The sequence below is a fragment of the Variovorax sp. GW821-FHT10D07 genome (assembly GCF_059415325.1).
Window position 1 is genome coordinate 85,411 of sequence record NZ_JBWKMZ010000019.1, and the last position, 23,204, is coordinate 108,614.

At 71.1% G+C, this 23,204-nt stretch carries 23 protein-coding genes; 7 read left to right on the forward strand and 16 right to left on the reverse strand.

Going from position 1 to position 23,204, the window contains the following annotated elements:
- Positions 1 to 9: 9 nt before the first annotated feature.
- The 6 genes from AC07PU_RS37045 to AC07PU_RS37070 form a co-directional block, all read right to left on the reverse strand.
- Complete coding sequence (locus AC07PU_RS37045; protein WP_057593185.1) at positions 10 to 231, reverse strand: hypothetical protein; 222 nt, start codon at positions 229 to 231, stop codon at positions 10 to 12.
- A 56-nt stretch (positions 232 to 287) separates the two neighbouring features.
- Positions 288 to 950 carry an ABC-type transport auxiliary lipoprotein family protein gene (locus tag AC07PU_RS37050; protein ID WP_495323001.1) on the reverse strand — a complete coding sequence of 221 codons (663 nt, stop codon included), beginning with the start codon at positions 948 to 950 and terminating at the stop codon, positions 288 to 290.
- A gap of 35 nt (positions 951 to 985) precedes the next feature.
- Positions 986 to 1,957 carry an MlaD family protein gene (locus tag AC07PU_RS37055; RefSeq protein ID WP_495323002.1) on the reverse strand — a complete coding sequence of 324 codons (972 nt, stop codon included), beginning with the start codon at positions 1,955 to 1,957 and terminating at the stop codon, positions 986 to 988.
- A 3-nt stretch (positions 1,958 to 1,960) separates the two neighbouring features.
- Positions 1,961 to 2,815 carry an ABC transporter ATP-binding protein gene (locus AC07PU_RS37060; protein ID WP_296780437.1) on the reverse strand — a complete coding sequence of 285 codons (855 nt, stop codon included), beginning with the start codon at positions 2,813 to 2,815 and terminating at the stop codon, positions 1,961 to 1,963.
- A complete protein-coding gene (locus AC07PU_RS37065) occupies positions 2,812 to 3,984 on the reverse strand; it encodes an MlaE family ABC transporter permease (protein WP_093351054.1) in 1,173 nt (390 codons plus the stop codon). The genes AC07PU_RS37060 and AC07PU_RS37065 overlap by 4 nt, the downstream gene beginning before the upstream one ends.
- A gap of 211 nt (positions 3,985 to 4,195) precedes the next feature.
- The gene (locus AC07PU_RS37070) at positions 4,196 to 5,101 is read right to left on the reverse strand and encodes a LysR family transcriptional regulator (RefSeq protein WP_495323003.1); all 906 of its coding nucleotides are present in this window, start codon (positions 5,099 to 5,101) and stop codon (positions 4,196 to 4,198) included.
- 129 nt (positions 5,102 to 5,230) lie between these two features.
- Between AC07PU_RS37070 and AC07PU_RS37075 the strand changes: the two genes are divergently transcribed.
- Positions 5,231 to 6,862: a GMC family oxidoreductase gene (locus AC07PU_RS37075; protein WP_495323004.1), complete on the forward strand. Its 1,632-nt coding sequence runs from the start codon at positions 5,231 to 5,233 to the stop codon at positions 6,860 to 6,862.
- 7 nt (positions 6,863 to 6,869) lie between these two features.
- On the opposite strand, the gene tetR is transcribed toward AC07PU_RS37075, so the two are convergent.
- The gene (tetR, locus tag AC07PU_RS37080; RefSeq protein WP_495323005.1) at positions 6,870 to 7,526 is read right to left on the reverse strand and encodes a tetracycline resistance transcriptional repressor TetR; all 657 of its coding nucleotides are present in this window, start codon (positions 7,524 to 7,526) and stop codon (positions 6,870 to 6,872) included.
- A gap of 92 nt (positions 7,527 to 7,618) precedes the next feature.
- On the opposite strand from tetR, the gene tet reads away from it, so the two are divergent.
- Positions 7,619 to 8,821 (forward strand): Tet(A)/Tet(B)/Tet(C) family tetracycline efflux MFS transporter, encoded by a 1,203-nt coding sequence (gene tet, locus AC07PU_RS37085; RefSeq protein WP_495323006.1) that lies wholly within the window; start codon positions 7,619 to 7,621, stop codon positions 8,819 to 8,821.
- An 18-nt stretch (positions 8,822 to 8,839) separates the two neighbouring features.
- Here tet and AC07PU_RS37090 read toward each other — a convergent pair whose 3' ends face one another.
- The 7 genes from AC07PU_RS37090 to AC07PU_RS37120 form a co-directional block, all read right to left on the reverse strand.
- Positions 8,840 to 9,904 (reverse strand): ABC transporter substrate-binding protein, encoded by a 1,065-nt coding sequence (locus AC07PU_RS37090; RefSeq protein ID WP_495323007.1) that lies wholly within the window; start codon positions 9,902 to 9,904, stop codon positions 8,840 to 8,842.
- Between the two features lie 64 nt (positions 9,905 to 9,968).
- On the reverse strand, positions 9,969 to 11,150 hold the full coding sequence (locus AC07PU_RS37095) for an NAD(P)/FAD-dependent oxidoreductase (protein WP_495323008.1): 1,182 nt from the start codon (positions 11,148 to 11,150) through the stop codon (positions 9,969 to 9,971).
- The gene (locus AC07PU_RS37100; protein ID WP_495323009.1) at positions 11,147 to 12,556 is read right to left on the reverse strand and encodes an FAD/NAD(P)-dependent oxidoreductase; all 1,410 of its coding nucleotides are present in this window, start codon (positions 12,554 to 12,556) and stop codon (positions 11,147 to 11,149) included. Before AC07PU_RS37100 ends, AC07PU_RS37095 begins: the two co-directional genes overlap by 4 nt.
- Positions 12,553 to 12,849 carry a (2Fe-2S)-binding protein gene (locus AC07PU_RS37105; RefSeq protein WP_495323010.1) on the reverse strand — a complete coding sequence of 99 codons (297 nt, stop codon included), beginning with the start codon at positions 12,847 to 12,849 and terminating at the stop codon, positions 12,553 to 12,555. The genes AC07PU_RS37100 and AC07PU_RS37105 overlap by 4 nt, the downstream gene beginning before the upstream one ends.
- A complete protein-coding gene (locus tag AC07PU_RS37110) occupies positions 12,850 to 13,644 on the reverse strand; it encodes an ABC transporter permease (protein WP_093351031.1) in 795 nt (264 codons plus the stop codon).
- Positions 13,645 to 13,648: 4 nt separating this feature from the next.
- A complete protein-coding gene (locus tag AC07PU_RS37115) occupies positions 13,649 to 14,509 on the reverse strand; it encodes an ABC transporter permease (protein ID WP_495323011.1) in 861 nt (286 codons plus the stop codon).
- The gene (locus AC07PU_RS37120) at positions 14,506 to 15,576 is read right to left on the reverse strand and encodes an ABC transporter ATP-binding protein (RefSeq protein ID WP_495323012.1); all 1,071 of its coding nucleotides are present in this window, start codon (positions 15,574 to 15,576) and stop codon (positions 14,506 to 14,508) included. The genes AC07PU_RS37115 and AC07PU_RS37120 overlap by 4 nt, the downstream gene beginning before the upstream one ends.
- A 206-nt stretch (positions 15,577 to 15,782) precedes the next feature.
- Here AC07PU_RS37120 and AC07PU_RS37125 point away from each other — a divergent pair, with 206 nt between their 5' ends.
- A complete protein-coding gene (locus AC07PU_RS37125; RefSeq protein ID WP_203203229.1) occupies positions 15,783 to 16,619 on the forward strand; it encodes an IclR family transcriptional regulator in 837 nt (278 codons plus the stop codon).
- Here AC07PU_RS37125 and AC07PU_RS37130 read toward each other — a convergent pair.
- On the reverse strand, positions 16,609 to 17,112 hold the full coding sequence (locus AC07PU_RS37130) for a hypothetical protein (RefSeq protein WP_057597265.1): 504 nt from the start codon (positions 17,110 to 17,112) through the stop codon (positions 16,609 to 16,611). The genes AC07PU_RS37125 and AC07PU_RS37130 overlap by 11 nt on opposite strands.
- A 260-nt stretch (positions 17,113 to 17,372) precedes the next feature.
- Between AC07PU_RS37130 and amaB the strand changes: the two genes are divergently transcribed.
- The 4 genes from amaB to AC07PU_RS37150 all read left to right on the forward strand — a co-directional run bounded on the left by amaB (position 17,373) and on the right by AC07PU_RS37150 (position 22,888).
- Positions 17,373 to 18,914 (forward strand): L-piperidine-6-carboxylate dehydrogenase, encoded by a 1,542-nt coding sequence (gene amaB / locus AC07PU_RS37135; protein ID WP_398496700.1) that lies wholly within the window; start codon positions 17,373 to 17,375, stop codon positions 18,912 to 18,914.
- A gap of 104 nt (positions 18,915 to 19,018) precedes the next feature.
- Positions 19,019 to 19,930: an amino acid ABC transporter substrate-binding protein gene (locus AC07PU_RS37140; protein WP_495323013.1), complete on the forward strand. Its 912-nt coding sequence runs from the start codon at positions 19,019 to 19,021 to the stop codon at positions 19,928 to 19,930.
- On the forward strand, positions 19,927 to 21,168 hold the full coding sequence (locus AC07PU_RS37145; protein WP_495323014.1) for a pyridoxal phosphate-dependent aminotransferase: 1,242 nt from the start codon (positions 19,927 to 19,929) through the stop codon (positions 21,166 to 21,168). The genes AC07PU_RS37140 and AC07PU_RS37145 overlap by 4 nt, the downstream gene beginning before the upstream one ends.
- Before the next feature lie 40 nt (positions 21,169 to 21,208).
- Positions 21,209 to 22,888 (forward strand): thiamine pyrophosphate-binding protein, encoded by a 1,680-nt coding sequence (locus AC07PU_RS37150; protein WP_495323015.1) that lies wholly within the window; start codon positions 21,209 to 21,211, stop codon positions 22,886 to 22,888.
- Here AC07PU_RS37150 and AC07PU_RS37155 read toward each other — a convergent pair.
- Positions 22,885 to 23,199 carry a hypothetical protein gene (locus AC07PU_RS37155; protein WP_057597260.1) on the reverse strand — a complete coding sequence of 105 codons (315 nt, stop codon included), beginning with the start codon at positions 23,197 to 23,199 and terminating at the stop codon, positions 22,885 to 22,887. The two genes, AC07PU_RS37150 and AC07PU_RS37155, sit on opposite strands and share 4 nt — an antisense overlap.
- Positions 23,200 to 23,204: the final 5 nt, after the last annotated feature.

Sequence of the window (23,204 nt, forward strand, 5' to 3'; positions counted from 1 at the left end):
CGAGGCCGTTCAGCCCTTGCGGCCGCCGAACAGCACCAGCACCCCACCCACCACGATCGCGGCGACGCCGGCCCAGGCCGGGAAGTTCACGGTCTGCTTCTCTTTCACCGACAGCTCGATCGGCCCGAGCTTGGCCTGGTGCGTCTCGCGCGTGAAGCTGAAGCCGCCGAGGCCCAGCCCGGCGATGCCGGCGACGATCAGGATGATGCCGACGATGCGGGTGGCGTTCATGGTGCGTGTCCTCCGTCCGTGGGCCGATGCGGGGTGCCGCGGCTGGCGGCAGCTTACTACCGCGGCTGCTGCTGTTGCTGCTGGTCCACCCACTGCACGATCTCGGCGATCGCCGCGTCGCTGGCCGCGGCCAGCGCCTTCACGCCGCCCGGTGCATCGGCGCTCGGCGCGGGCCGGCGCACGGTGATCAGCTTCTGGCCCATCACGCGGTCGCCGCCGGTGCCGCTGCGCACGAGCGTGACGCGCAGCCGCACCAGGCCCACGCTCGCGCCGGGCGAATCGAAGTAGTGGCTGAACTCGTCGAGCGACAGGCGCAGCGTGTCGGGCACGCGGCCCTCGGCGCGCGCGATGGTCGCGCTCTCCTCGGGGCCGAGCACGGTGCGGCGCTCGGCCAGCGTGTCGCGCAGCCGCTGGCGCAGCAGCTGCGCGGGCGACAGGCTCCAGCGCGACTGGCCGTAGGGCTTGAGTTCGTTGGCATCGGCATAGCCGAGCCGGTAGAGGATCTGCGTGCCGTCGAGCCGCGGATTGGCCTCGATCTCGGGCAGCGCGATCATGGCCTGCGCCGCCGGCGCGCTGCTCGCCTGCTGCGCCGCCATCGGCCCGGGACCGAAGTCGTAGAGCGTGGCGCGCTGGGGCTTGTCGGGCAGCGCGCCGCAGCCGGCCAGCAGCAGCGCGAGGCCAAGGCCGAAAGCGAGAAGGGGATGCGTGGCGTTCTTCATGGTCGTTGTCCTGCCATCGTGGATGCAGTGGCCGCTCAGGGCCTGGCGCCGCTGCCCGAGGCGGGCGGCGGCGTGAAGCCCGGCTCGCCCGGTCCGGCCGCCGCGCCGCCGTTGCCGAACAGCAGCGATTGCGGGTTGTCGTTGATGCTGTCGGCCGCGCGGCCCAGCCGGCGCACCGCGTGCGAGGTGTCGTCGGCCACGCGGTTCACGCGCGGCAGCGTGGCGGCATTGAAGGAATCGACCGCCTGCGCCAGCGCCTTGGTGCCGTCGCCCAGCCGCTGCACCGGACCGTCGGGCGCGTTGAGCCGGGTCACGGTGCCGTTGAAGTTGTTCGCCACGCGCGAGACGTCGCCCGCGGCCTTCTTCACCGAATCGAGCGTGTCGGGCAGCCGCTGCAGCACGGGGGCGACGCCGGTCTTCACGGTGCCGTCGAGGCGCAGCATCAGCTGGTTGGCGCTCGAGGTCGCGGCCGCGATGTTCTCGAGCGCATCGGCCACGCGCTTCTGGTTGTCGTCGTTGAGCAGGCGGTTGGCGCGCTTGGTCACCTCCTCGACCTGGTTGATGATCGCCTCGCCGCGGTCCTGCAGCTGGGCCAGCATCGAGGGCTTGAGCGGGATGCGCGGCGGGTCGCCGTTGTCGGGCTTGAGCGCGACGTTCGATTCGCCCTTGTCGTCCAGCGCGATGAAGGCCAGGCCGGTCACGCCCTGGTAGCTCAGCGTGGCGAAGCTCGAGGTGGTCAGCGGCACGCGCTCGTCGACCGTGATGCGCACGCGCACGTTGCCCTTCACCTTGGGGTCGAAGTCGATCAGCGTCACCTTGCCGACCGCGATGCCGCGGTAGCGCACCATCGCCTGCGGCTGCAGGCCGCTGACCGCGTCGCGCGTGGAGAGCTCGTAGATGTTGCGCACGGTGTTGTCGCGCGTGAACCAGACCACCAGCCCCACGAGCACGGCGAGCAGGCCGAGCACGAAGGCACCGGCGGCGAGGGCATGGGCTTTGTTTTCCATGGACTACCTTTCGGCGCCGCCGGCCTCGGGCCGCGGCGCATGTCGTTCGGGGGCGGGTCGGTCGTGCAGCGCCTCCAGGGCGCGTTGGCCGCGCCCACCGAGAAAGTACTCGTGGATGAAGGGATGCGGGTAGGCGATCACCTCGCGCGCGGTGCCGCTGGCGATGACCTTCTGGTCGGCCAGCACCGCGATGCGGGTGCTCAGGTCGAACAGCGTGTCGAGGTCGTGCGTGACCATCACCACCGTGAGGCCGAGCTCGCGGTGCAGCCCGCGCAGCAGGTCGCAGAAGCTGTCCGAGGCCTCGGGATCGAGGCCGGCCGTGGGTTCGTCGAGCAGCAGCAGCGGCGGGTCCATGATCAGCGCGCGCGCCAGCGCCACGCGCTTGATCATGCCGCCCGACAGGTCGGCCGGGCTGCGGTTCGCATGGCGCGGCTCCAGGCCCACCATCTGCAGCTTGACCAGCGCCGCGTTGCGGATCAGCTCGTCGGGCAGCAGCTTGAGCTCGCGCAGCGGAAAGGCGATGTTCTCGAGCACGCTGAAGGCCGAGAACAGCGCGCCGTGCTGGAACAGCATGCCGACGTTGGCCGCGCCCGCCGCGCTGAGTTCGCCGGGCGCCTGGCCCAGCACCTCGACCGTGCCCTTCGAGGGCTTCTCGAGCCCGAGGATCTGGCGCAGCAGCACCGTCTTGCCGGTGCCCGAGCCGCCCACCAGCGACAGCACCTCGCCGCGTGCGATGCGCAGGTCGAGGTCGCGGTGCACCACCTGCTCGCCGTCGGTGTTCTTGAACACGGTCCACAGCCGGCGGATGTCGACCACGGTCTCGGGCGCGGCGGAGGAGGGCGTGGCCTGCGTGTTCATCCGCGGAACCCGATGCCCTTGAACAGCACGGCGAACAGCGCGTCGACCAGGATCACCGCGGTGATCGAGGTCACGACCGACGAGGTGGTGCCGCGCCCCAGGCTCTCGGTGTTGGGCTTGACCTTCATGCCGAAGTAGCAGCCGATCAGCGCGATCAGGATGCCGAACACCGCCGACTTGGCGGTGGCCAGCCAGAGGTTGGCGATCGGCACCGCGCGCGGCAGCGCCGAGAGGAAATAGGCCGGCGAGATGTCGAGCGCCGCGTCGGCCGCGAGCATGCCGCCCAGCAGCGCCGCCATCGAGGTCCACAGACTGATCAGCGGCATCGCGATGGCGAGTGCCAGCACGCGCGGCATCACCAGCCGGAAGCCGTGCGGGATGCCCATCACGCGCATCGCGTCGAGCTCCTCGGTCACGCGCATCACGCCGATCTGCGCCGTGATCGCCGAGCCCGAGCGGCCCGCGATCAGCACCGCCGCCAGCACCGGCCCGAGCTCGCGCACCAGCGACAGGCCGAGGATGTTGACCACGAAGGTCTCGGCGCCGTACTGGCGCAGCTGCTGCGAGATCAGGTAGGCCAGCACCACGCCGATCAGCAGGCCGACCAGTGCCGTGATGTGCAGCGCCGTCGCGCCGAACTGGTAGAGGTGGCCCGAGAAGTCGCGCCAGGGCCCGCGATGCGGCGCCGCCAGCAGCCGGCCGACGTCGATCGTGAGCTGGCCGATCAGGCCGACGAAGTCGCGCGTCACGCCCATCGCGCGCGGGCCGTTGTGCGAGAAGTCGCGCAGCCGCTCGACCAGCGTCTTCGGCGGTTCCTCGGGCGTGCCGACGGTGTATTGCGCCACCTGGTCGAGCACCGCCTTGTGCTGCGGCGCGAGCTCGAGCGTGGCCGGCCAGTCGTGGCGCCAGCGCTCCCACAGCAGCTGCGCGCCGATGTGGTCGAGCTGCGCGATCGGGCGCAGGTCCCAGGCCGCGTCGTCCTGCTTGGGCAGGGCGTCCAGGCTCTTCGCAAGCGCCTGCCAGTCGGAGGCCGAGGACATCGCCAGCGTGGTCCAGCGGCCGCTTGCCACGATCCAGCGCCGGCCGTCCTGTTCGCGCGACTCGATGCGCGGTCTCGCGGCGACGTCGGCTGCAGCGGGGCTGTCGGCAGGCGGCGTGGTGGAGGGCATGGTCCGGGGGAGCGGGTGGGAAGAGGGGAAGGAAGGGCGAGCGGAACGAACCAAAGGTTTCAAAATGCAGCGCGCATCGTAACCGTAGGCCCTGGGGCGTCATGTGCGACCGAACCCTCGATGACGTAGGGAAGCACGCCGTTTTTCCTGAGGCCTTTCTTAACTTTTCGTGAAACCGTTCGGGGCGCGCAGCAGGGTCATTCATACCTTCTCAGGTCCAGGCACGCGTCAGCGCATCCCAGGCGCTCGCGATCACCGGCTCATTGCGCCGCGCCGCCAGCGACACGAAGCGCAGCGCGCAGTCGAGCTGCACCCGGTCGGCCAGCACCAGCCCGTGGGCCTGGCTCTCGCGGATCGCGATCGAGTCGCGCAGCAGGCTCAGGCCCACGCCCGACTTCAGCAGGTCGAGCATCGAGGCCTCCTGGTCGACCAGCGCCACGCGGCGCGGCGCCAGCCCCAGCGGTCCGAACACGCGCTCGAGCAGCCGGTGGTGCGCCGACTCGGGCGGCGTCGCGAGCCAGGGCAGCGCCGCCAGCGCCTTCCAGTCGCGCCCCGTCACCTGCGGCCCCCAGCCGGCCGGCGCCACCACGCGGTAGGTGAAGCGCGTGAGGGTGCGCGCGGCCAGCGCGGCATCGCCGCCGGCCGCATCGCCCTCGGCATCGAGATGAAAGCCCACGTCGAGCTCGCCGCGCAGCACCTGCGCCAGCACCGTGCCGCTCATGCCGTGGCGCAGCTCGGTCTCGATCTGCGGCGCCGACTCGACCAGCTCGCGCAGGAACATGCCCAGGCGCGTGAATTCGGGATCGAGGATGGTGCCGATGCGCAGCGCGCCGCGCACCGTCGACTGCAGGTTGCGCGCCGCCTGCTGCAGATCGCCCACCGCGGCCAGCACACGCTCGGCCTGCGGCAGCAGCGCCGCGCCGTCAGCCGTGAGCGCCAGCCCGTGCGGCGTGCGCGTGAACAGCTGCAGGCCGGTGTCTTCGGCCAGCCGCTTGAGCTGCAGGCTCACGGCCGGCTGCGTGAGGTGCAGCCTGGCGGCGGCGCGCGAGACGCTGCCTTCGCGCGCGGCCAGCACGAAGGCGCGCAGAATTTGCAGGTCCATCGCGGCGGCAGTCATATAAATCGGATTTATACGCCATCTGATTCGATTTCATTGGCATTCCGGGCGTGGATTGGGCCAAATCGGGCGCAGCGGCTTAGCGCCGACCCATGAGTGCGGAAAATATCGATGACGGAGACAAGCCCCTTGAGCAACGACACCACCTTCGACTACATCGTCATCGGCGCCGGCACCGCCGGCGCGCTGCTCGCGAACCGGCTCAGCGCCGACAAGGACAAGCGCGTGCTGCTGGTCGAGGCCGGCCGCAAGGACGACTACCACTGGATCCACATCCCGGTGGGCTACCTCTACTGCATCGGCAATCCGCGCACCGATTGGCTCTACAGCACCGAGCCCGACGCCGGCCTCAACGGGCGCGTGCTGCGCTATCCGCGCGGCAAGACGCTGGGCGGCTGCTCGAGCATCAACGGCATGATCTACATGCGCGGCCAGTCGCGCGACTACGAGCAGTGGGCCGCGCTCACCGGCGACGAGGACTGGCGCTGGCAGAACGTGCTGCCGGCCTTCAAGAAGCACGAGGACTTCTACCTCGGCGCCGACGAGATGCACGGCGCGGGCGGCGAATGGCGGGTCGAGAAGCAGCGGCTGCGCTGGGACATCCTCGACGCCTTCGCGGCCGCCGCGGTCGAGGCCGGCGTGCCGCACACCACCGACTTCAACCGCGGCAGCAACGAGGGCGTGGGCTACTTCCAGGTCAACCAGAAGAACGGCTGGCGCTGGAACACGGCCAAGGCCTTCCTGCGGCCCACCTGCTACGGCCGGCCCAACTTCGAGCTCTGGACCGGCGCGCAGGTCTCGAAGCTGGTGATCGAGCGGCTCGCCGACGGCACGCAGCGCTGCACCGGTGCCCGGATCTGGAACGGCCACGAGATGGTGACGGCGCACGCCACGCGCGAGGTGATCCTGAGCGCGGGCAGCATTGGCTCGCCGCAGATCCTGCAGCTCTCGGGCATCGGCCCGGCCGAGCTGCTGCGCGAGCACGGCATCGAGGTGGTGGTCGACGCGCCCGGCGTCGGCGCCAACCTGCAGGACCACTTGCAGATCCGCGCGGTCTACAAGATCGACGGCGCGCCCACGCTCAATGTGCTGGCCTCGTCGCTGGTCGGCAAGGCGCGCATCGGCCTCGAGTACCTGCTGAGCCGCAGCGGCCCGATGAGCATGGCGCCCTCGCAGCTCGGCGCCTTCACGCGCAGCTCGCCCGACCGCGAGTGGCCGAACATCCAGTACCACGTGCAGCCGCTGTCGCTCGATGCCTTCGGCGAGCCGCTGCACGCCTTCCCGGCCTTCACCGCGAGCGTGTGCAACCTCAACCCGACCAGCCGCGGCACGGTGCGCATCCGCTCGAAGCGCTTCGAGGACGCGCCGGCGATCGCGCCCAACTACCTGAGCACCGATGCCGACCGCAAGGTGGCGGCCGACTCGCTGCGCGTGACGCGCCGCATCGCCGAGCAGCCCGCGCTCGCCAAATACAAGCCGCAGGAATGGAAGCCCGGCGTGCAGTACCAGAGCGACGAGGACCTCGCGCGCCTGGCCGGCGACATCGCGACCACCATCTTCCATCCGGTGGGCACCACCAAGATGGGCGCCGACAACGATCCGATGGCGGTGCTCGACGCGCGGCTGCGCGTGCGCGGCGTGCAGGGCCTGCGCGTGGTCGATGCGGGGGCGATGCCGACGATCACGAGCGGCAACACCAACAGTCCCACCTTGATGATGGCGGAGAAGGCGGCGGGCTGGATTCGCGCCGAGGCGCGCTGAAAGAGCCTCAGCGCCGCGGCGCCGGACCGCGCCGTTTCGCCTGCGGGGCCTGGGCCGCCAGGCGCACCTTCGCCCCCTCGAGCATCAGGTCCACCCCGATCTCGAACAACGCATCGGGCCCCGCCGCGCGGTAGCTCGCGAAAGCCTCCGCCAGCAGCGGCCGCGAGGCCGCGGCCGCATCGAGCGTCTGCTGCTGCATCGCGGCGTCGGCCGGCGTCGCCTGCTGCTCGAGCACGCAGCCCACGGTGTAGCGGCCCAGCGCGATCAGCAGGGTCATCGCCTGCGCGGGCGGCACGCCCAGGCGCACCACGGCCGCGAGCTGGGCCTCCACCATGTCGAGGTCGCCCGGGTCGGGCTCGGAGCCCGCATGCAGGCGCGCGCCGTCGCGCCGCGCCAGCAGCGCGCGCCGGAAGCTGCGCGCGTTCTCGCGCAGGAAGCTCTCCCACGATTCGTCGGGCAGCGGCAGCTTGCGGTGATGGCTGCGGCGCAGGATCTCGCCGTTCATCGCGTCGAGCAGCGCGCGCTTGTTCTTGAAGTGCCAGTAGAGGGCGGGCTGCTGCACGCCGAGCCGCTCGGCCAGCAGCCGGGTGCTGAGCTTGTCCATGCCGACCTCGTCGAGCAGCGCGAGCGCCGCCTGGAGGATCACGTCGCGGTCCAGTTTCATTCAGTTGTCGTGCTTGCCGGTGTCGATCCGGGAGGGTACTTCACGGCCCGGAATTTATCGCTGATAATTCCTTATCAACGATAAATTCCAACATGTCTTCCATCTCCCTCCCATTCGCCGGAAACCGCCACGCGCAGGCAGTGATCCTCGCGATCGTCACGCTCGATGCCATCGGCATCAGCCTGGTCATGCCGATCGTTCCGAGCCTGCTGCGCGAGGTCGGCCACAGCGGCGAGCTCCGCTGGCACTTCGGCGCCTTCCTCTCGCTCTACGCGCTGATGCAGTTCCTCTGCGCGCCCGTGCTCGGCGCGCTCAGCGACCGCTTCGGCCGCCGGCCGGTGCTGCTGATCTCGGTGCTGGGCGCGGCGATCGACGCGCTGTTCATGGCCTTCGCGCCCTCGCTGTGGCTGCTGTTCGTGGGCCGCGCGATCGCCGGCATGACCGGCGCGAGCATGGCCGTGGCCTCGGCCGCCATCGCCGACCTCACGCCCGAGCACCAGCGCGCGCGCTGGTTCGGCCGCATGGGCGCCTGCTTCGGGCTGGGCTTCATCGCCGGGCCGGCGCTCGGCGGCGTGCTCGGCGACCACGGCGTGCGCCTGCCCTTCATCGCGGCGGCCGTGCTCAACGGCCTGACCTTCCTGGTCGGCCTGCTGGTGCTGCGCGAATCGCGGCCGCCGGCGCTCGCCGCGCAGCCCTTCGACCGCGGCGTGCTGCATCCGCTCGCGCCGCTGCGCTGGGCCGCGAGCTTTCCGGCGCTGCTGCCGGTGCTCGGCGTGTTCCTCGTGCTGGTGCTGGTGGGCGAGGTCACGGGCACGACCTGGGTGCTCTACGGCGAGGACCGCTACGCCTGGAACGCCAGCATGGTCGGCATCTCGCTCGCGGTCTTCGGCCTGCTGCAGGCGCTGGTGCAGGGCTTCGTCGCCGGGCCGCTGGTCGAGCGCTGGGGCGAGCGCACGGCGATCGCGGTCGGCACCATCGCCGACGGCACCGGCTATGCGCTGATCGCCTTCGCCTCGCACGGCTGGATGGTGCTGGCGCTGCTGCCCTTCCTGTGCCTGGGCGGCATCTGCGCGCCCGCGCTGCAGTCCACGCTGTCGGCGCGCGTGGGCGAGGCGCAGCAGGGGCGGCTGCAGGGCGTGCTAGCGAGCATCGCCAGCCTGGCCTCGGTGTTCGGCCCGCTGCTGATCAGCCCGCTGTACTTCGCGTTCCGCGCGCGCTTCCCGGGCATCGTGTGGCTGGCCGGCGCGGTGCTCTACCTGCTGTGCCTGCCGGTGCTGCTGCGCCGCACGCGCTGAGCACCCTCGCCAGCGCGGTCACTTCTCGATCGACTTGTTCCAGCGCGCGTTCCAGGCCGGCCGGTTGGCGTTGATGCTCTCCCAGTCGATGGTGACCGCGGTCTTCATCCACTGGTTGATCTCGGCCACCTGCGTCGCGCCCTCGCCCACGGCCGGCGCCTTGGGGTTGGTCGGGATCTGCGCGCCGTACTGCAGTACGTTGGCCTGCGCGAGCGGGCTCAGCAGGAACTCGGCGAGCTTCTGCGACAGCTCGGGCTCGCTGTTGTTGGCGATCACGCACTGGCCGACCATCAGCACCACCGCGCCTTCCTTGGGCGGCGCGTATTCCACCGGAATGCCCTTGACCTTGAGCGCGGCCACGGCCGTCGGCGTGAGCGGGAAGATCGCGGCCTCGCCGGTCTGCACCATCTCCGAGAGCTTGGCCGAGCTCGGGATGTACTCGAGCACGTTCGGGCCGATGGTGGTGGGCCAGGCCTTGAAGCCGGGCTCCACGTTCTTGTCGTTGCCGCCCTGGATGCGGTTGAACATCAGGAAGCCGTGCAGCCCGAAGGACGAGGACGACATCGACTGGAACACCACCTTGCCCTTGAACTTCGGATCGGCCAGGTCCATCCACGAGGTGGGCGCGGCCCAGCCCTTCTCCTTGAACATCTTGGCGTTGTAGGCCAGGCCGGTCATGCCCAGGCTCACGCCGCTGGCCATGTCGTCCTTGAAGCGCGCGGCCGGGTAGATCTCGGCCAGCGAGGGATTGGGCTTCTGCTTCTGGCACAGGCCCATGCCGATGGCGCGGACCATGATCCCGTCGTCGAGAAACATCACGTGCATCTGCGGCCGGTCCTTGTTGGCCTGCGCCTTGGCGAGGATGTCGGAGGAGGTGCCGGGCACCACCACCACCTTCGCGCCGTAGAGCTTCTCGAAGGCCGGGAAGACGTACTGCGTGTACGCCTTCTCCATCGTGCCGCCGTTCATGCCGATGTAGAGCGTCTTCGTCTGCGCGTGGGCCGCGCCGCCGAAGCCTGCGAGGGTGGCCGCCGCGGTGGCGGCGAAGGTGAGGAAAAAGGAAGTGCGGTCGCGTCGTGCCATGGTGGGACTCTCCGTTCAGTGTCGAGGGTGGATCTGCGGTTGCGGTGGGTTGCTCTTGTCGGGTTCAGTGCGAGGCCGATGCGGCGGCTTCGACGGGCCGCTCGGCCTTCGCGTCGGGAAAGAAGCGCTCGATCGCGAAGGCCTCGATCGGCGTGGTGCTGCGGCCGTCGCGCGCCAGCTCGGCCAGCACCTCGCCCGCGGCCGGGCCGATCTGGAAGCCCGCGCCCGCGAAGCCGAAGCCGTGGAACAGGCCGGGCGTGGTGCGGCTCGGTCCCAGCACCGGCTGGCGGTCGGGCAGGTAGCCCTCGGTGCCGCTCCAGGTGCGGATGAAATGCGCATGCGCGAGCCGCGGCAGCAGTTCGATCGCCTGTGCCGACAGCGTGGCGATGGCGTCGCGCTCGGAGCGCGCGCGCTCGGCATCGAGGCCGATGCCGGCGCCGCCGCCGAGCACCAGGTTGCCGCGCGCGACCTGGCGGCAGTAGATGCCGCCACCCTCGACGCCGAGGCTCCAGTCCATGAAGAAGGGCAGGGGCTCGGTCACCGCCATCGCGGGATGGCCCGACTGCAGCGGCACGGCCTCGCCGAAGTGGGTGGCGATCGGACCCGACCAGGCGCCCGCGCAGTTCAGCAGCACCGGTGCCCGCACCTCGAGCGTGCCCTCGGCATGGGTGGCGCGCAGCCGGAACTGCGTGCCGTCGTGCGCGACCTCGTCGACGCGATGGCGCTCGAACACCTGCGCGCCCGCCTGGCGCGCCGCGAGCGCGAAGGCCGGCGACACCAGCCGCGGATTGGCCTGCCCGTCCTCGGCGCACAGCGAGCCGCCGAGCGCGCGCGCGCCGAGCCAGGGGCAGTGCTCGCGCAGCCGCGTGCCCGTCACCAGCTCGAGCCCGAGGTCGAAGCCGGCATCGCGCACGCTCGCGCGGTAGCGCTCGAGCGCGGCCATGTCGTCCTCGCTGCGGCCGATCTTGAAATGGCCCGAGCGCTGGTACTCGCCCTCGGTGCCGATCAGTTCGCCGAGACGGCCCCAGATGCGGTGCGCGCGCTGCGCCAGCGGCAGCTGGCTCAAGGGCCGGCCCTGGCGCCGCACGCCGCCGTAGTTGACGCCGCTGGAGCGCGAGCCGCAGAGGTCGCGCTCGAGCAGCACCACGTCCAGGCCCATGCGCCGCAGCGCGAGCGCGGCCGACGAACCCACGATGCCGCCGCCGACGATCGCTACGTCAGTGCGCAGGGTGCGGGTGGTGCTCATGCCTTCGCTCCCTCGGCGGGGCCCTGTGTGACGAGCCGGATCGGTATCGGCTTGACCGGCGCCTGCCCGCGCAGCCGGCCGACCTGCGCGAGCGGCTGGCCGGTCGCGTGGGCGAGGATCTCGGCCGCGGCCACGCCGCACATGCGGCCCTGGCAGCGGCCCATGCCCACTCGCGACAGCGCCTTGAGGCGGTTGAGTTCGTCGGCGCCGTTGACCGCGACGGTCTGGCGCAGCGTGCCGGCCGTGACGTTCTCGCAGCGGCAGACGACGAGCTCGTCGGGTGCGTGGGCGGCCCAGTCCCGCGGCAGCGGAAACGCGCGTTCGAGCCCGCGGCGAAAGCCTGTCAGCTGGTCGAGCTTGCGTTCGAGCATCGCGGCGCGCGCGCCATCGATCGCCACGCCCTGGTCCGCGAGCAGCGCGAGCGCCGCGCGCTCGCCGGCCCACTCGGCCGCATCGGCGCCCATGATGCCGGCGCCATCGCCCGCGAGGTACACGCCCGCCACGCTCGAGCGGCCCGCCGCGTCGCGCACCGGCAAGTGGGCGCGATGGATCGGCGCGAATTCGAAGCGGCAGCCCAGCAGGTCGGCGAGCTGGGTTTCGGAGCGCAGCGCATAGCCGAAGCCGACGGCATCGCAGTCGATGCGGCGTTCCTCGCGTCCGTCGTGCCAGGCGACGCCGGTGACGCGGCTCGCGCCGTCGTCGCCAATCACGCGCAGCGGCCGCACGCCGCCATGCAGCGGCACGCCATGCGCGCGCAGCCAGGCGACGAAGTAGACGCCCTTCGCGAACACCGCGGGCTGCCGCAGCATCGCGGGCGTGGCCGCGAGCTGGTCCGCGAGGCGCGCGGTGTCGAGCACGGCCGCGACCTGCGCGCCGGCCTTCGCATACTGGTAGGCCACCAGATAGAGCAGCGGCCCCGTGCCCATGAACACCACGCGCTGCCCGATGGCACAGCCCTGGAACTTGAGCGCCACCTGCGCGCCGCCGAGCGTGTAGACGCCGGGCAGGGTCCAGCCCGGCAGCGGCAGCACGCGGTCGGTGGCACCGGTGGCCACGATCAGCGGGCCATGCGGCAGGCGCGCGGTGCTGCGCGTCGGGCCGTGCAGCACGTCGAGCACGCCGCCCTGCGCGTTCCACACCAGGCTGTCGGGCCGGTGGTCGATGCGATCGCGCAGGCCATCGAAGGCCGCGTGCACCGCGTTCGCGCGCGCGGCCTCGAAGCCATAGAGCGTGGCCGCCGCGCGTTCGACGAAGTTGGCGGGCGGGCGGCGGTAGATCTGTCCGCCGGCGCGCGTGGCCTCGTCGATCACGATCGGGCGCAGGCCATGCGCGACCAGTGCCTGCGCGGCGCGCACGCCGGCCGGTCCGGCGCCGACGATCACGGGAGGGTGCGCCGTCGTCGTCATGCCTCGCCCCGCCCGGTGACCAGCGCCATGCCCGGCGCGATGAAGGTGGAGCAGGCGCGCAGCCGCTCGCCCTCGGCGGTCGCGATCCAGCAGTCCTGGCAGGCGCCCATCATGCAGAAGCCCGCGCGCGGCGCGTCGCTGAACTCGTTGCAGCGCAGCTGGGCGGCCTGCGTGAGCACGGCGGTCAGCACCGTGTCGCCGGCCAGCGCCGAGGCGGGCGCGCCGTCGAGCGTGAAGGGCACGGTGGCGCGGCCGGTCTCGGCCACGCGGTGCAGCAATGCATGGGTCGCCATCTACTTGCGTCCCACCAGCACGCGGTCCAGGCCATAGAGCCGGTCGAGCACCACCATCGCGACGGCCGTCACGGCCACCATCAGCGCCGACACCGCGGCCATCAGCGGGTCGATCGACTCGGTGGCGTACATGTACATGCGCACCGGCAGCGTCACCGTGCTCGGCGAGGTGACGAAGATCGACATCGTCACTTCGTCGAAGCTGTTGATGAAGGCCAGCATCCAGCCGCCGGTGACGCCCGGCAGGATCATCGGCAGCGTGATGCGGCGGAACACCGTGGCCTGGCTCGCGCCCAGCGAGAGCGCGGCCTGCTCGGCGCTGCGATCGAAGCCCACCAGCGCCGCCACCACCAGCCGCAGCGTGTAGGGCGTGACGATCAGCGCATGCGCCATCACCAGCCAGCCGAAGCTGCCGGTGCCGCCCACCAGCGCGAACAGCCGCAGCAGCGCGACGCCGAGCACCAGGTGCGGAATGATCAGCGGCGACAGGAACAGGCCGTTGAGGAAGTCGCGGCCCGGGAAGTCGTAGCGCGTGATCGCCATGCCCGCCGGTACCGCGAGCAGCGTCGCGATGGTGGCCGCGCTCAGCGCGAGCCACAGGCTGTTCCAGAACGACTGCATGAAGTCGGGGTGCGCGAACACCGCCTCGAACCAGCGCAGCGAGAAGTGCGTGGTCGGGATGGTCAGCGTGTTCTCGGGCGTGAACGCGACGATGCAGACCACCAGCAGCGGCGCCAGCATGAAGGCGATGACGAGCGCGTTGAACGCGAGGGCGATGGGGCCGTTCCTGCTCATGCGATCACCCCAGCGCCTTCTTGTAGCGGCCTTCGACCAGCCGGTTGTAGCTGAGCATCACCACGAGGTTGGCCACCAGCAGCGTGAGCGCCACGGCCGCGCCCAGCGGCCAGTTGAGCTCGCTCAGGTACTCGTCGTAGACCACGGTCGCGACCATCTTGAGCCGGCGCCCGCCGAGCAGGCCGGGGATCGCGAACGAGCTCGCCGCGAGGCCGAACACGATCAGGCTGCCCGAGAGAATGCCGGGCATCACCTGCGGCAGCACGATGCGGCGCAGCGTGGTGAAGGGCGTGGCATTGAGCGAGAGGGCCGCGTTCTCCACGCCGGGATCGAGCTTCTGCAGCGAGGTCCAGACCGGGATCACCATGAAGGGCAGCATCACGTGCACCAGCGCGATCACCACGGCCGCGCTGGTGTAGAGGATCTTCACCGGGCCGATGCCCACCAGTTGCAGCAGCGCGTTGACCGCGCCCTCGGGGCCCAGCAGCATGCTCCAGCCGAAGGCGCGCACCACCACCGACACCAAAAGCGGCGCCAGCACCACGAGCAGCAGCACCGAGCGCCAGGGGTTGCGCATGCGGCTCAGCACATAGGCCTCGGGCGCGCCGATCAGCACGCAGATCAGCGTGACCAGCGCCGAGATCCAGAAGGTGCGCCAGAAGATGCCGTGGTAGTAGTCGTCGCCGAACACCTGCGCGTAGTGCGCGAGCGTGAACTCGCCGGTGCGCGGGCCGCTGGCCGGGTCGTAGACGTTGAAGGACAGCACGGCCGTGAGCAGCAGCGGCACCACGAGCAGCGCGATGAAGAGCACCAGCGCGGGGCCCGAGAGCCACCAGGGCGTGGCCTTGCGAGAGATGCCGCTCATGCCGCCACCGCTGCTTCGTCGCGCAACAGGCGCGTGCAGTGCGCGGGCCAGTCGATGCCGGCCGCGTCGCCCTCGTCCAGCGCGGCGCGGCCGTCGTTGGGGCTCAGCACCATCAGCTCACCGGCCGGCGTGGCGAGCCGGTAGAGCCACTGGCTGCCGAGGAAGAAGCGCTCCTGCACCGTGCCGTCGAGCCGGCCGCTGCCCGCGGGCACCAGCTGCAGCTTCTCGGGGCGCACGCTCATCAGCACGGCGGCGCCGCTGTCGTAGCCGCCTTCGCCGACTTCGACCGCGAGCGGCCCGACCGCCACGTTGCAGCTGCCGGTGCCGCAAGCCGTGACCCGGCCCGGCAGCAGGTTGGCCTTGCCCACGAAGGTCGAGATGAAGCGCGTGCTCGGATGCTCGTAGACGCGGTGCGGATGGTCGATCTGCGTCGCGCGGCCGCCTTCCATCACCACCACGCGGTCGCTGATCGACATCGCCTCGCTCTGGTCGTGCGTGACCATCACCGTGGTGGTGCCGACCTTGCGCTGGATCTGGCGCAGCTCGAACTGCATCTCCTCGCGCAGCTTGGCGTCGAGATTCGACAGCGGCTCGTCGAGCAGCAGCACCGGCGGCTCGATCACCAGCGCGCGCGCCAGCGCCACGCGCTGCCGCTGGCCGCCCGAGAGCTCGCGCGGGTAGCGCGCGGCATGGGCCTCGAGGTGCACCAGCGCCAGCGCCTGCTGCACGCGCTCGCGGCGTTCGGCCTTGGGCATCTTGCGCATCTCGAGGCCGAAGCTCACGTTGTCGGCCACCGTCATGTGCGGAAACAGCGCATAGCTCTGGAACACGATGCCCAGGCCGCGCGTGTTGGCCTTGGCATGCGTGATGTCCTGGCCCGCGAGCTCGATGCGGCCGCTGGTCACGGCCTCGAAGCCCGCGATCATCTGCAGCGTGGTGGTCTTGCCGCAGCCCGAGGGGCCGAGCAGCGAGACGAACTCGCCCTTCTCGACCGTGAGGTTCATGGCCGTCACCGCGCGGGTGCTGCCATAGGACTTGGACACGTCGCTGAGCCGCAGGAATGACATGGAACGCCTTTCGTCGGAGATCGGAATCCACGGCCGGCGCGCAGGCGCCGGGGCCATGAATGCGTGAGTGCTTTCGGTTCACTCTATTGCAACGATCGCGCCAGATCGCCACGGGTATTCCATTAATCAGAATATTTTTTCAATTTATTCCGTTCAATGGAATATGATGGCTCGAGCAAGATCGACGTATTCCAAGGAAACGGGACATGGAAACCACAACCGCGGCCAGCGGCGGCGTGCCGCGCATCTTTTCGGTGATCCGGGCGCTCGGCGTGGTGCAGGCCGAGGGCGGCCGCGTCACCCAGATCGCGCGCGCCGTCGGCCTCACGCAGGCCACCACGCACCGCCTGCTGCAGTCGCTGATGGCCGAGGGCGTGGTCGAGCAGGACGAGCGCAGCAAGCTGTACCGGCTGAGCATCGAGTTCTTCGCGCTCGCGGCCAACGCCGGCAACCCCGGCGACCTGCGCACGCTGTGCCGGCCCGCGCTGCTTCGCCTGTGCGCGAGCCTGGGCGACAGCATCTTCCTGCTGGTGCGCAGCGGCTTCGACGCCGTGTGCCTCGACCGCAGCGAGGGCCCGTTCCCGATCCGCTCGTTCACCGGCGACATCGGCGGGCGCATCGCGCTCGGCGTGGGGCAGGGCGCGCTCGCGATCCTGGCCTTCCTGCCCGAGGGCGAGCGCGAGGAGGTGATCCGCTTCAACCTCTCGCGCGTGCGCGAGTACGGCGTCTACGACGAGGTCTACCTGCGCACCGAGATCGAGCGCGTGCGCCAGAGCGGCTTCGCGGGCCGCAACACCGGCCTGCTCGAGGGCATGGCCGGCGTGGCCGTGCCCATCCTCGACCGCGAGGGCCGCGCCGTGGCCGCGCTGAGCGTGGGCACCATCGCCGACCGCCTCAACGCCGACCGGCTGCCGACCGTGGTCGACCTGCTGCAGCGCGAAGCGCTGGCGATCGGGCCGAGGATCAACCCCTTCGATGCCTCGCTGCGCCGGCCCGCGCAAAGCCTGGCGGGGTCGCCGGCGGGGCAGAGGATCACTGCTTGAGCTTGCGGTCCTCGTTCTTCGCTTCCTGCATCGCCTCGGGCTCCAGTTCCTCGGCATAGCGGTTGAGCCGGATGAAGAGGCCCCAGCCGGCCATCATCAGGCCGACCGCGCCCAGCATGGCGGCCGCGTGCAGCATCAGCTCCGGCGCCTCGCGCGCCTTGAAGGTGGCGACCAGTCCTTCGACCGCGACGGCCACCACGATCACCACCATGAAGCGCGACAGGAAGCGGCGCACCCGCGTCGGCGCGCCGATGTGGGCGTCGCGCACCACCTCTTCCTCCACCACCGTCTGCGAGATCTGCAGCGCCACCACGGCGGCCGCGAGCAGGCCCACCGCCTCGATGATCGCTTCGGCGGCCGGCAGGTCGAGGTCGTGCACGACCGCGCCCCAGCCGGCGCGTGCTGCGATCACGATCAGAACCAGCGACGCGATGGCGAAGGCGAGCGCCATCAGCGCATGGACCGCGGCATAGAGGGTGTGGATCAGCTTCATGGCAGGGGCGGCGAAGTGAGGGTGCCGCATCGTCGGCGCCGGGCGCGGATCGGTGCGTAGGCGCGCGAGCCGTTTCGAGGAACGCGCGTGGCGGGTGATGCGCAGGCGAGCTCCGGCGGCCGAGTTCCTTCGCCAAACGCATCAGGTCCTTCCATATTTTCACTAGCCAACCCCGCCCACTTCGCAGATATTGGCGCGGTTCCCCCGACCCCGGTCGCCTTCCTTCTTCTTTCTTCCCGACTCCCCCGCGGAGCGCGCCCATGTCCGAAGTCCACACCTCCGTCTCCCTGCCCTCCGAAGTCGAACAACTGCTCCAGCGCCTGGGCGTGCCGCGCGAGTCCCACGTCGGCGGCGCGCTGACGGTGCGCTCGCCGCTCACGGGCGAGGTGATCGCGCAGGTCGCGCAGACCACGCCGGCCGCGGCCACCGACACCATCGCGCGCGCGCATGCCGCCTTCAAGGCCTGGCGCGCGGTGCCGGCGCCGCGGCGCGGCGAGCTGGTGCGGCTGCTCGGCGAGGAACTGCGCGCGGCCAAGCGCGACCTCGGCCGGCTGGTCACGCTCGAGGCCGGCAAGGTGCCGTCCGAGGGCGCGGGCGAGGTGCAGGAAATGATCGACATCTGCGACTTCGCGGTCGGCCTGTCGCGCCAGCTCTACGGCCTCACGCTGGCCACCGAGCGCGCCGAACACCGGATGATGGAAACCTGGCATCCGCTGGGCGTGTGCGGCGTGATCTCGGCCTTCAACTTCCCGGTCGCGGTGTGGTCGTGGAACGCGGCGCTGGCGCTGGTGTGCGGCGACCCGGTGGTGTGGAAGCCGTCCGAGAAGACGCCGCTGACCGCGCTCGCGGTGCATGCGATCGCGGCGCGCGCCATCGAGCGCTTCGGCGCCGACGCGCCCGAGGGCCTGCTCGGCCTGCTGCTGGGCCAGCGTGACATCGGCGAGCTGCTGGTCGACGACCACCGCGTGGCGGTGCTGTCGGCCACCGGCTCCACCGCCATGGGCCGCCAGGTCGGTCCCAAGCTCGCGGCCCGCTTCGCGCGCGCCATCCTCGAGCTCGGCGGCAACAACGCGGCCATCGTCACGCCTTCGGCCGACCTCGATCTCACGCTGCGCGCGATCGCCTTCGCGGCCATGGGCACGGCGGGCCAGCGCTGCACCACGCTGCGCCGGCTGTTCGTGCACGAGAGCGTGTACGACAAGCTGGTGCCGCGCCTGATCAAGGTGTATGGCGGCGTGAAGGTCGGCGATCCGCGCGAGGCCGGCACGCTGGTCGGTCCGCTGATCGACCGCGCGGCCTTCGAGGGCATGCAGAAGGCGCTCGACGAGAGCCGCGATGCCGGCGCGATCGTGCATGGCGGCGGCCGCGTCGAGGGCATCGGCGGCGCTGAGGCCTACTACGCGCGCCCGGCGCTGGTCGAGCTCAAGGCGCATGCCGGCGCGGTGCTGCGCGAGACCTTCGCGCCGATCCTCTACGTGGTGCGCTATGCCTCGCTCGACGAGGCGATCGAGCAGCACAACGCGGTGGGCGCGGGCCTGTCGTCGTCGATCTTCACGCTCGACATGCGCGAGGCCGAGCGCTTCCTCTCTTGCGCCGGTTCCGACTGCGGCATCGCCAACGTCAACATTGGCCCGAGCGGCGCCGAGATCGGCGGTGCCTTCGGCGGCGAGAAGGAAACCGGTGGCGGCCGCGAGGCCGGCTCCGACAGCTGGAAGGCCTACATGCGCCGCGCGACCAACACCATCAACTACTCGACGGCACTGCCCCTGGCGCAAGGCGTGACCTTCGACATCGGCGACTGATTTTCCTGACGGCATACCGGCCGCGGCGGCGCATGAGCGTCACCGCGGGGCGGATGCCTGCGCGCTTGCCTGACCATTCACCACAACGACGAGGAGACGACAACATGAATTTCATTCCACACCCGCTCAAGGCCGCGGCCGCCACGCTGCTGCTGGCCCTGGCCGCCACGGCCGGTGCACAGCAACCGGCGCCCGCGGGCACGCTCGAGAAGATCGCCACCAGCGGCAAGGCGGTGCTCGGCGTGCGCGAGGCCTCGCCGCCCATGGCCTACATGCTGGGCGCGGGCGAGAAGTACGTGGGCTACCACGTGGAGCTGTGCGAGCGCGTGCTCAAGGACATCGTGCCGGCCGCGAAGCTCGAGTACATGGCGGTCACCGCGCAGAACACCATCCCGCTGGTGCAGAACGGCACGCTCGACATCGGCTGCGGCCCCACCACCAACAACCTCGCGCGCCAGCAGCAGGTGGCCTTCGCGCTCACCACCTACGTGAGCGAGGTGCGCATGGCCACGCGCGTCGACTCGGGCATCACCACGCTCGACCAGCTCGCGGGCCGCACCGTGTCGGCCTCCACCGGCACGACGGCGGTGCAGCTGCTGCGCAAGCGCGAGCGCACCAACAACGTGAGCATCAACACCATGCTCGGCAAGGACCACCTCGAGAGCTTCCTGCTGATGGAGTCGGGCCGCGCCGATGCCTTCGTGCTCGACGACAACCTGCTGGCCGGGATCATCGCGAACTCGAAGAACCCGACGGCCTACCGCATCGTCGGCGAGCCGCTGGGCTCGGAGCCGATCGCGCTGCTGTTCCGCAAGGACGACCCGGCCTTCAAGGCGGCGGTCGACGGCGCGCTGCGCCGCCTCATGAAGAGCGGCGAGCTCGAGCGCATCTACACCAAATGGTTCGTGGCGCCGATCCCGCCGAAGAACACCAGCCTGAACCTGCCGATGAGCGCGGTGCTCAAGCAGCTGGTGCTCGAGCCCAACGACAAGCCGCTGGAGAGCTACGCCAAGTGAGTCCCGCTACCGCCGCTTCTTCGTCCTCCTCCTCGGACTTCGTGCCGGCGCAGCGCGTGCGCGCGCTCGGCGTGTCGGAGATCCTGCGCATCACCGACCATGCTAATGCGCTCAAGCGCGCGGGCCGCCCGGTGATCGTGCTGGGCGCGGGCGAGCCCGACTTCGACACGCCCGACAACGTGCGTGCGGCCGCGGTGCGCGCCATCGGGCGCGGCGACACGCGCTACACGGTGCTCGACGGCAGCCCGGCGATGAAGGCGGCGGTGCAGCTCAAGTTCAGGCGCGACAACGCGCTGGACTTCGGCCTCGACGAGATCAGCGTGAGCGCGGGCGCCAAGCAGGTGATCTTCAACGCGCTGATGGCCAGCCTGGATCCGGGCGACGAGGTGATCCTGCCCGCGCCCTACTGGACCTCGTACGCCGACATCGTGCGCATCTGCGGCGGCGTGCCGGTCGGCGTGCCCTGCGGCGACGCGCAGGGCTTCCGGCTCGAGGCCGCGCAGCTCGAGGCGGCGATCACGCCGCGCACGCGCTGGCTGTTCCTCAACTCGCCTTCGAACCCGAGCGGCGCGGCCTACGGCGCCGACCAGCTGAAGCCGCTGTGCGAGGTGCTGCTGCGGCATCCGCGCGTGTGGGTGCTGGCCGACGACATCTACGAGCACATCCTCTACGACGGCCTGGCCTTCGCCACGCCGGCGGCGGTGGAGCCGCGGCTGCGCGAGCGCACGCTGACGATCAACGGCGTGTCGAAGGCCTATGCGATGACCGGCTGGCGCGTGGGCTACGGCGCCGGGCCGCGCGCGCTGATCGCGGCGATGGCCGTGGTGCAGAGCCAGACCACCTCGTGCCCGTCGTCGGTGAGCCAGGCCGCGGCGATCGAGGCGCTGACCGGGCCGCAGCAGATCGTGGCCGAGCGGCGCGACGACTTCCAGCGCCGGCGCGACTTCGTGGTGGCCGCGCTGAACCGCGTCGACGGCCTGCATTGCCCGCGGCCCGAGGGCGCGTTCTATACCTTCGCGCGCTGCGAGGGCCTGCTGGGCCGGCGCACGCGCCGCGGCGCGCTGCTGGCCAGCGACGCGGACTTCTGCCGCTACCTGCTCGAGGACTTCGAGGTGGCGGTGGTGCCGGGCAGCGTGTTCGGGCTCGCGCCTTATTTCCGCATCTCGTACGCGACCTCGATGGCGCAGCTCGAGGAGGCCTGCGCGCGCATCGCGGCGGCCTGCGCGGCGCTCGAATGATTCCGTCCTTCTTTCTTCTCCCTCGCATCGGAGCCCTCTCGTGACCCCCACCTCCCGCACCGGCGGCCAGCTCCTGGTCGACCAGCTCGTCCTGCACGGCGTCGAGCAGTTGTTCTGCGTTCCCGGCGAAAGCTTCCTCGCGGTGCTCGACGCGCTGCACGACGCGGCCATCGCCGTCACCGTCTGTCGCCAGGAAGGCGGCGCCACCATGATGGCCGAGGCCCAGGGCAAGCTCACCGGCCGGCCCGGCGTGTGCTTCGTCACGCGCGGCCCGGGCGCGACCAATGCCTCGGCCGGCGTGCACATCGCGCACCAGGACTCGACGCCGCTGCTGTTGTTCGTGGGCCAGGTGGCGCGCGAGGCGCTGGGGCGCGAGGCCTTCCAGGAGCTCGACTACGGCGCGGTGTTCGGCACCATGGCCAAGTGGGTGGTGCAGATCGACGACCCCGCGCGCGTGCCCGAACTGGTGTCGCGCGCCTTCCACGTGGCGACCTCGGGCCGGCCCGGCCCGGTGGTGATCGCGCTGCCCGAGGACATGCTGACCGAGGCCGCCGCGGTGGCCGATGCGCTGCCCTACGCCGTGACCGAAACCCATCCGGGCGCGGCGCAACTCGCCGAGTTGCAGCAGCGCCTCGCGCAGGCCGAGCGGCCCGTGGTGGTGCTCGGCGGCAGCCGCTGGTCGGCCGAGGCCACGCAGCAGTTCGCGCAGTTCGCCGAGGCCCACTCGCTGCCCGTGTACTGCTCGTTCCGGCGCCAGATGCTGCTGTCGGCCGAGCATCCCTGCTACGCGGGCGACCTGGGGCTGGGCGCCAATCCGCGCATGCTGCAGCGCATCCGCGAGGCCGACCTGGTGCTGCTGGTCGGCGGCCGGCTGTCGGAGGTGCCGTCGCAGGGCTACGAGCTGCTGGCCATTCCGCAGCCCGCGCAGGCGCTGGTGCACGTGCATGCCGATGCCGACGAACTCGGCAAGCTCTATCGGCCCGCGCTGGGCATCCATGCCACGCCGCGTGCCTTCGCCGAGGCGGTGGCCGGGCTGAAGCCGGCGCAGGCGCCGGCCTGGAAGTCGCGCACTGCCGAAGCGCGCGAGGAGTTCCTGCGCTGGAGCGATCCGGCGCCGATCCGCGTGCCGGGTCCGCTGCAGATGGGCGAGGTGATGCAGCACCTGCGCGAGGTGCTGCCGCACGACACCATCTTCTGCAACGGCGCGGGCAACTTCGCGACCTGGGTGCACCGCTTCTGGCCGTTCCGCGCCTTCGCGAGCCAGCTCGCGCCCACCAGCGGCTCGATGGGCTACGGACTGCCGGCCGGGGTCGGCGCGAAGCGGCTGTGGCCGCAGCGCGAGGTGGTGGTGTTCGCGGGCGACGGCGACTTCCTGATGCACGGCCAGGAGTTCGCGACCGCGGTGCAGTACGGGTTGCCGATCCTCGTGGTGCTGCTCGACAACGCCATGTACGGCACCATCCGCATGCACCAGGAGCGCCACTACCCGGGCCGCATCAGCGCCACGCAGCTGAAGAACCCGGACTTCCGCGGCTATGCCGAGGTGTTCGGCGGCCACGGCGAGCGCGTCACGAGCACCGCCGAGTTCGGCCCCGCGCTGGCGCGCGCGCGGGCCAGCGGCAAGCCCGCGATCCTGCACTGCGTGCTCGATCCGGAGGCGATCACGCCGTCGACCACGCTGCAGGCGATCCGCGATACCGCGCTCGCGAAGAGCGCCTAGCGCAGGCCGCCGATGTACTTGGGCGGCGGCTGCCGCCCGCTGCCGTCGGGCAGCCGCGCCGCGGCCTCGAGCCGCGCGGCGCGTGCCAGCGGTTCCATCGCCTGCTCCAGCCGCAGCGCGATGGCGGCGAGCTCGTCGTCGTGGGTCTCGGCCGCATGCGCGCGCGCGAAGCGCACCATCTCGGTGGCGTACTCGGCATTGACGGCCATCCACTCGGTGTCGGTCACGCGGCCGTGCTTGCGGCGCAGGGCCACGTGCAGGCGCGCCGCGAGCGCGATGCGCTCGCTCTCGGACAGGACGTGGCCATCCATCGCGG

What these genes read in the sequence shown, in the direction of transcription:
- AC07PU_RS37045 (WP_057593185.1), bottom strand. Translation starts at nt 231, where the DNA reads ATGAACGCCACCCGCATCGTCGGCATCATCCTGATCGTCGCCGGCATC.
- AC07PU_RS37050 (WP_495323001.1), bottom strand. Translation starts at nt 950, where the DNA reads ATGAAGAACGCCACGCATCCCCTTCTCGCTTTCGGCCTTGGCCTCGCG.
- AC07PU_RS37055 (WP_495323002.1), bottom strand. Translation starts at nt 1,957, where the DNA reads ATGGAAAACAAAGCCCATGCCCTCGCCGCCGGTGCCTTCGTGCTCGGC.
- AC07PU_RS37060 (WP_296780437.1), bottom strand. Translation starts at nt 2,815, where the DNA reads ATGAACACGCAGGCCACGCCCTCCTCCGCCGCGCCCGAGACCGTGGTC.
- AC07PU_RS37065 (WP_093351054.1), bottom strand. Translation starts at nt 3,984, where the DNA reads ATGCCCTCCACCACGCCGCCTGCCGACAGCCCCGCTGCAGCCGACGTC.
- AC07PU_RS37070 (WP_495323003.1), bottom strand. Translation starts at nt 5,101, where the DNA reads ATGACTGCCGCCGCGATGGACCTGCAAATTCTGCGCGCCTTCGTGCTG.
- tetR (WP_495323005.1), bottom strand. Translation starts at nt 7,526, where the DNA reads ATGAAACTGGACCGCGACGTGATCCTCCAGGCGGCGCTCGCGCTGCTC.
- tet (WP_495323006.1), top strand. Translation starts at nt 7,619, where the DNA reads ATGTCTTCCATCTCCCTCCCATTCGCCGGAAACCGCCACGCGCAGGCA.
- AC07PU_RS37090 (WP_495323007.1), bottom strand. Translation starts at nt 9,904, where the DNA reads ATGGCACGACGCGACCGCACTTCCTTTTTCCTCACCTTCGCCGCCACC.
- AC07PU_RS37095 (WP_495323008.1), bottom strand. Translation starts at nt 11,150, where the DNA reads ATGAGCACCACCCGCACCCTGCGCACTGACGTAGCGATCGTCGGCGGC.
- AC07PU_RS37100 (WP_495323009.1), bottom strand. Translation starts at nt 12,556, where the DNA reads ATGACGACGACGGCGCACCCTCCCGTGATCGTCGGCGCCGGACCGGCC.
- AC07PU_RS37105 (WP_495323010.1), bottom strand. Translation starts at nt 12,849, where the DNA reads ATGGCGACCCATGCATTGCTGCACCGCGTGGCCGAGACCGGCCGCGCC.
- AC07PU_RS37110 (WP_093351031.1), bottom strand. Translation starts at nt 13,644, where the DNA reads ATGAGCAGGAACGGCCCCATCGCCCTCGCGTTCAACGCGCTCGTCATC.
- AC07PU_RS37115 (WP_495323011.1), bottom strand. Translation starts at nt 14,509, where the DNA reads ATGAGCGGCATCTCTCGCAAGGCCACGCCCTGGTGGCTCTCGGGCCCC.
- AC07PU_RS37120 (WP_495323012.1), bottom strand. Translation starts at nt 15,576, where the DNA reads ATGTCATTCCTGCGGCTCAGCGACGTGTCCAAGTCCTATGGCAGCACC.
- AC07PU_RS37125 (WP_203203229.1), top strand. Translation starts at nt 15,783, where the DNA reads ATGGAAACCACAACCGCGGCCAGCGGCGGCGTGCCGCGCATCTTTTCG.
- AC07PU_RS37130 (WP_057597265.1), bottom strand. Translation starts at nt 17,112, where the DNA reads ATGAAGCTGATCCACACCCTCTATGCCGCGGTCCATGCGCTGATGGCG.
- amaB (WP_398496700.1), top strand. Translation starts at nt 17,373, where the DNA reads ATGTCCGAAGTCCACACCTCCGTCTCCCTGCCCTCCGAAGTCGAACAA.
- AC07PU_RS37140 (WP_495323013.1), top strand. Translation starts at nt 19,019, where the DNA reads ATGAATTTCATTCCACACCCGCTCAAGGCCGCGGCCGCCACGCTGCTG.
- AC07PU_RS37155 (WP_057597260.1), bottom strand. Translation starts at nt 23,199, where the DNA reads ATGGATGGCCACGTCCTGTCCGAGAGCGAGCGCATCGCGCTCGCGGCG.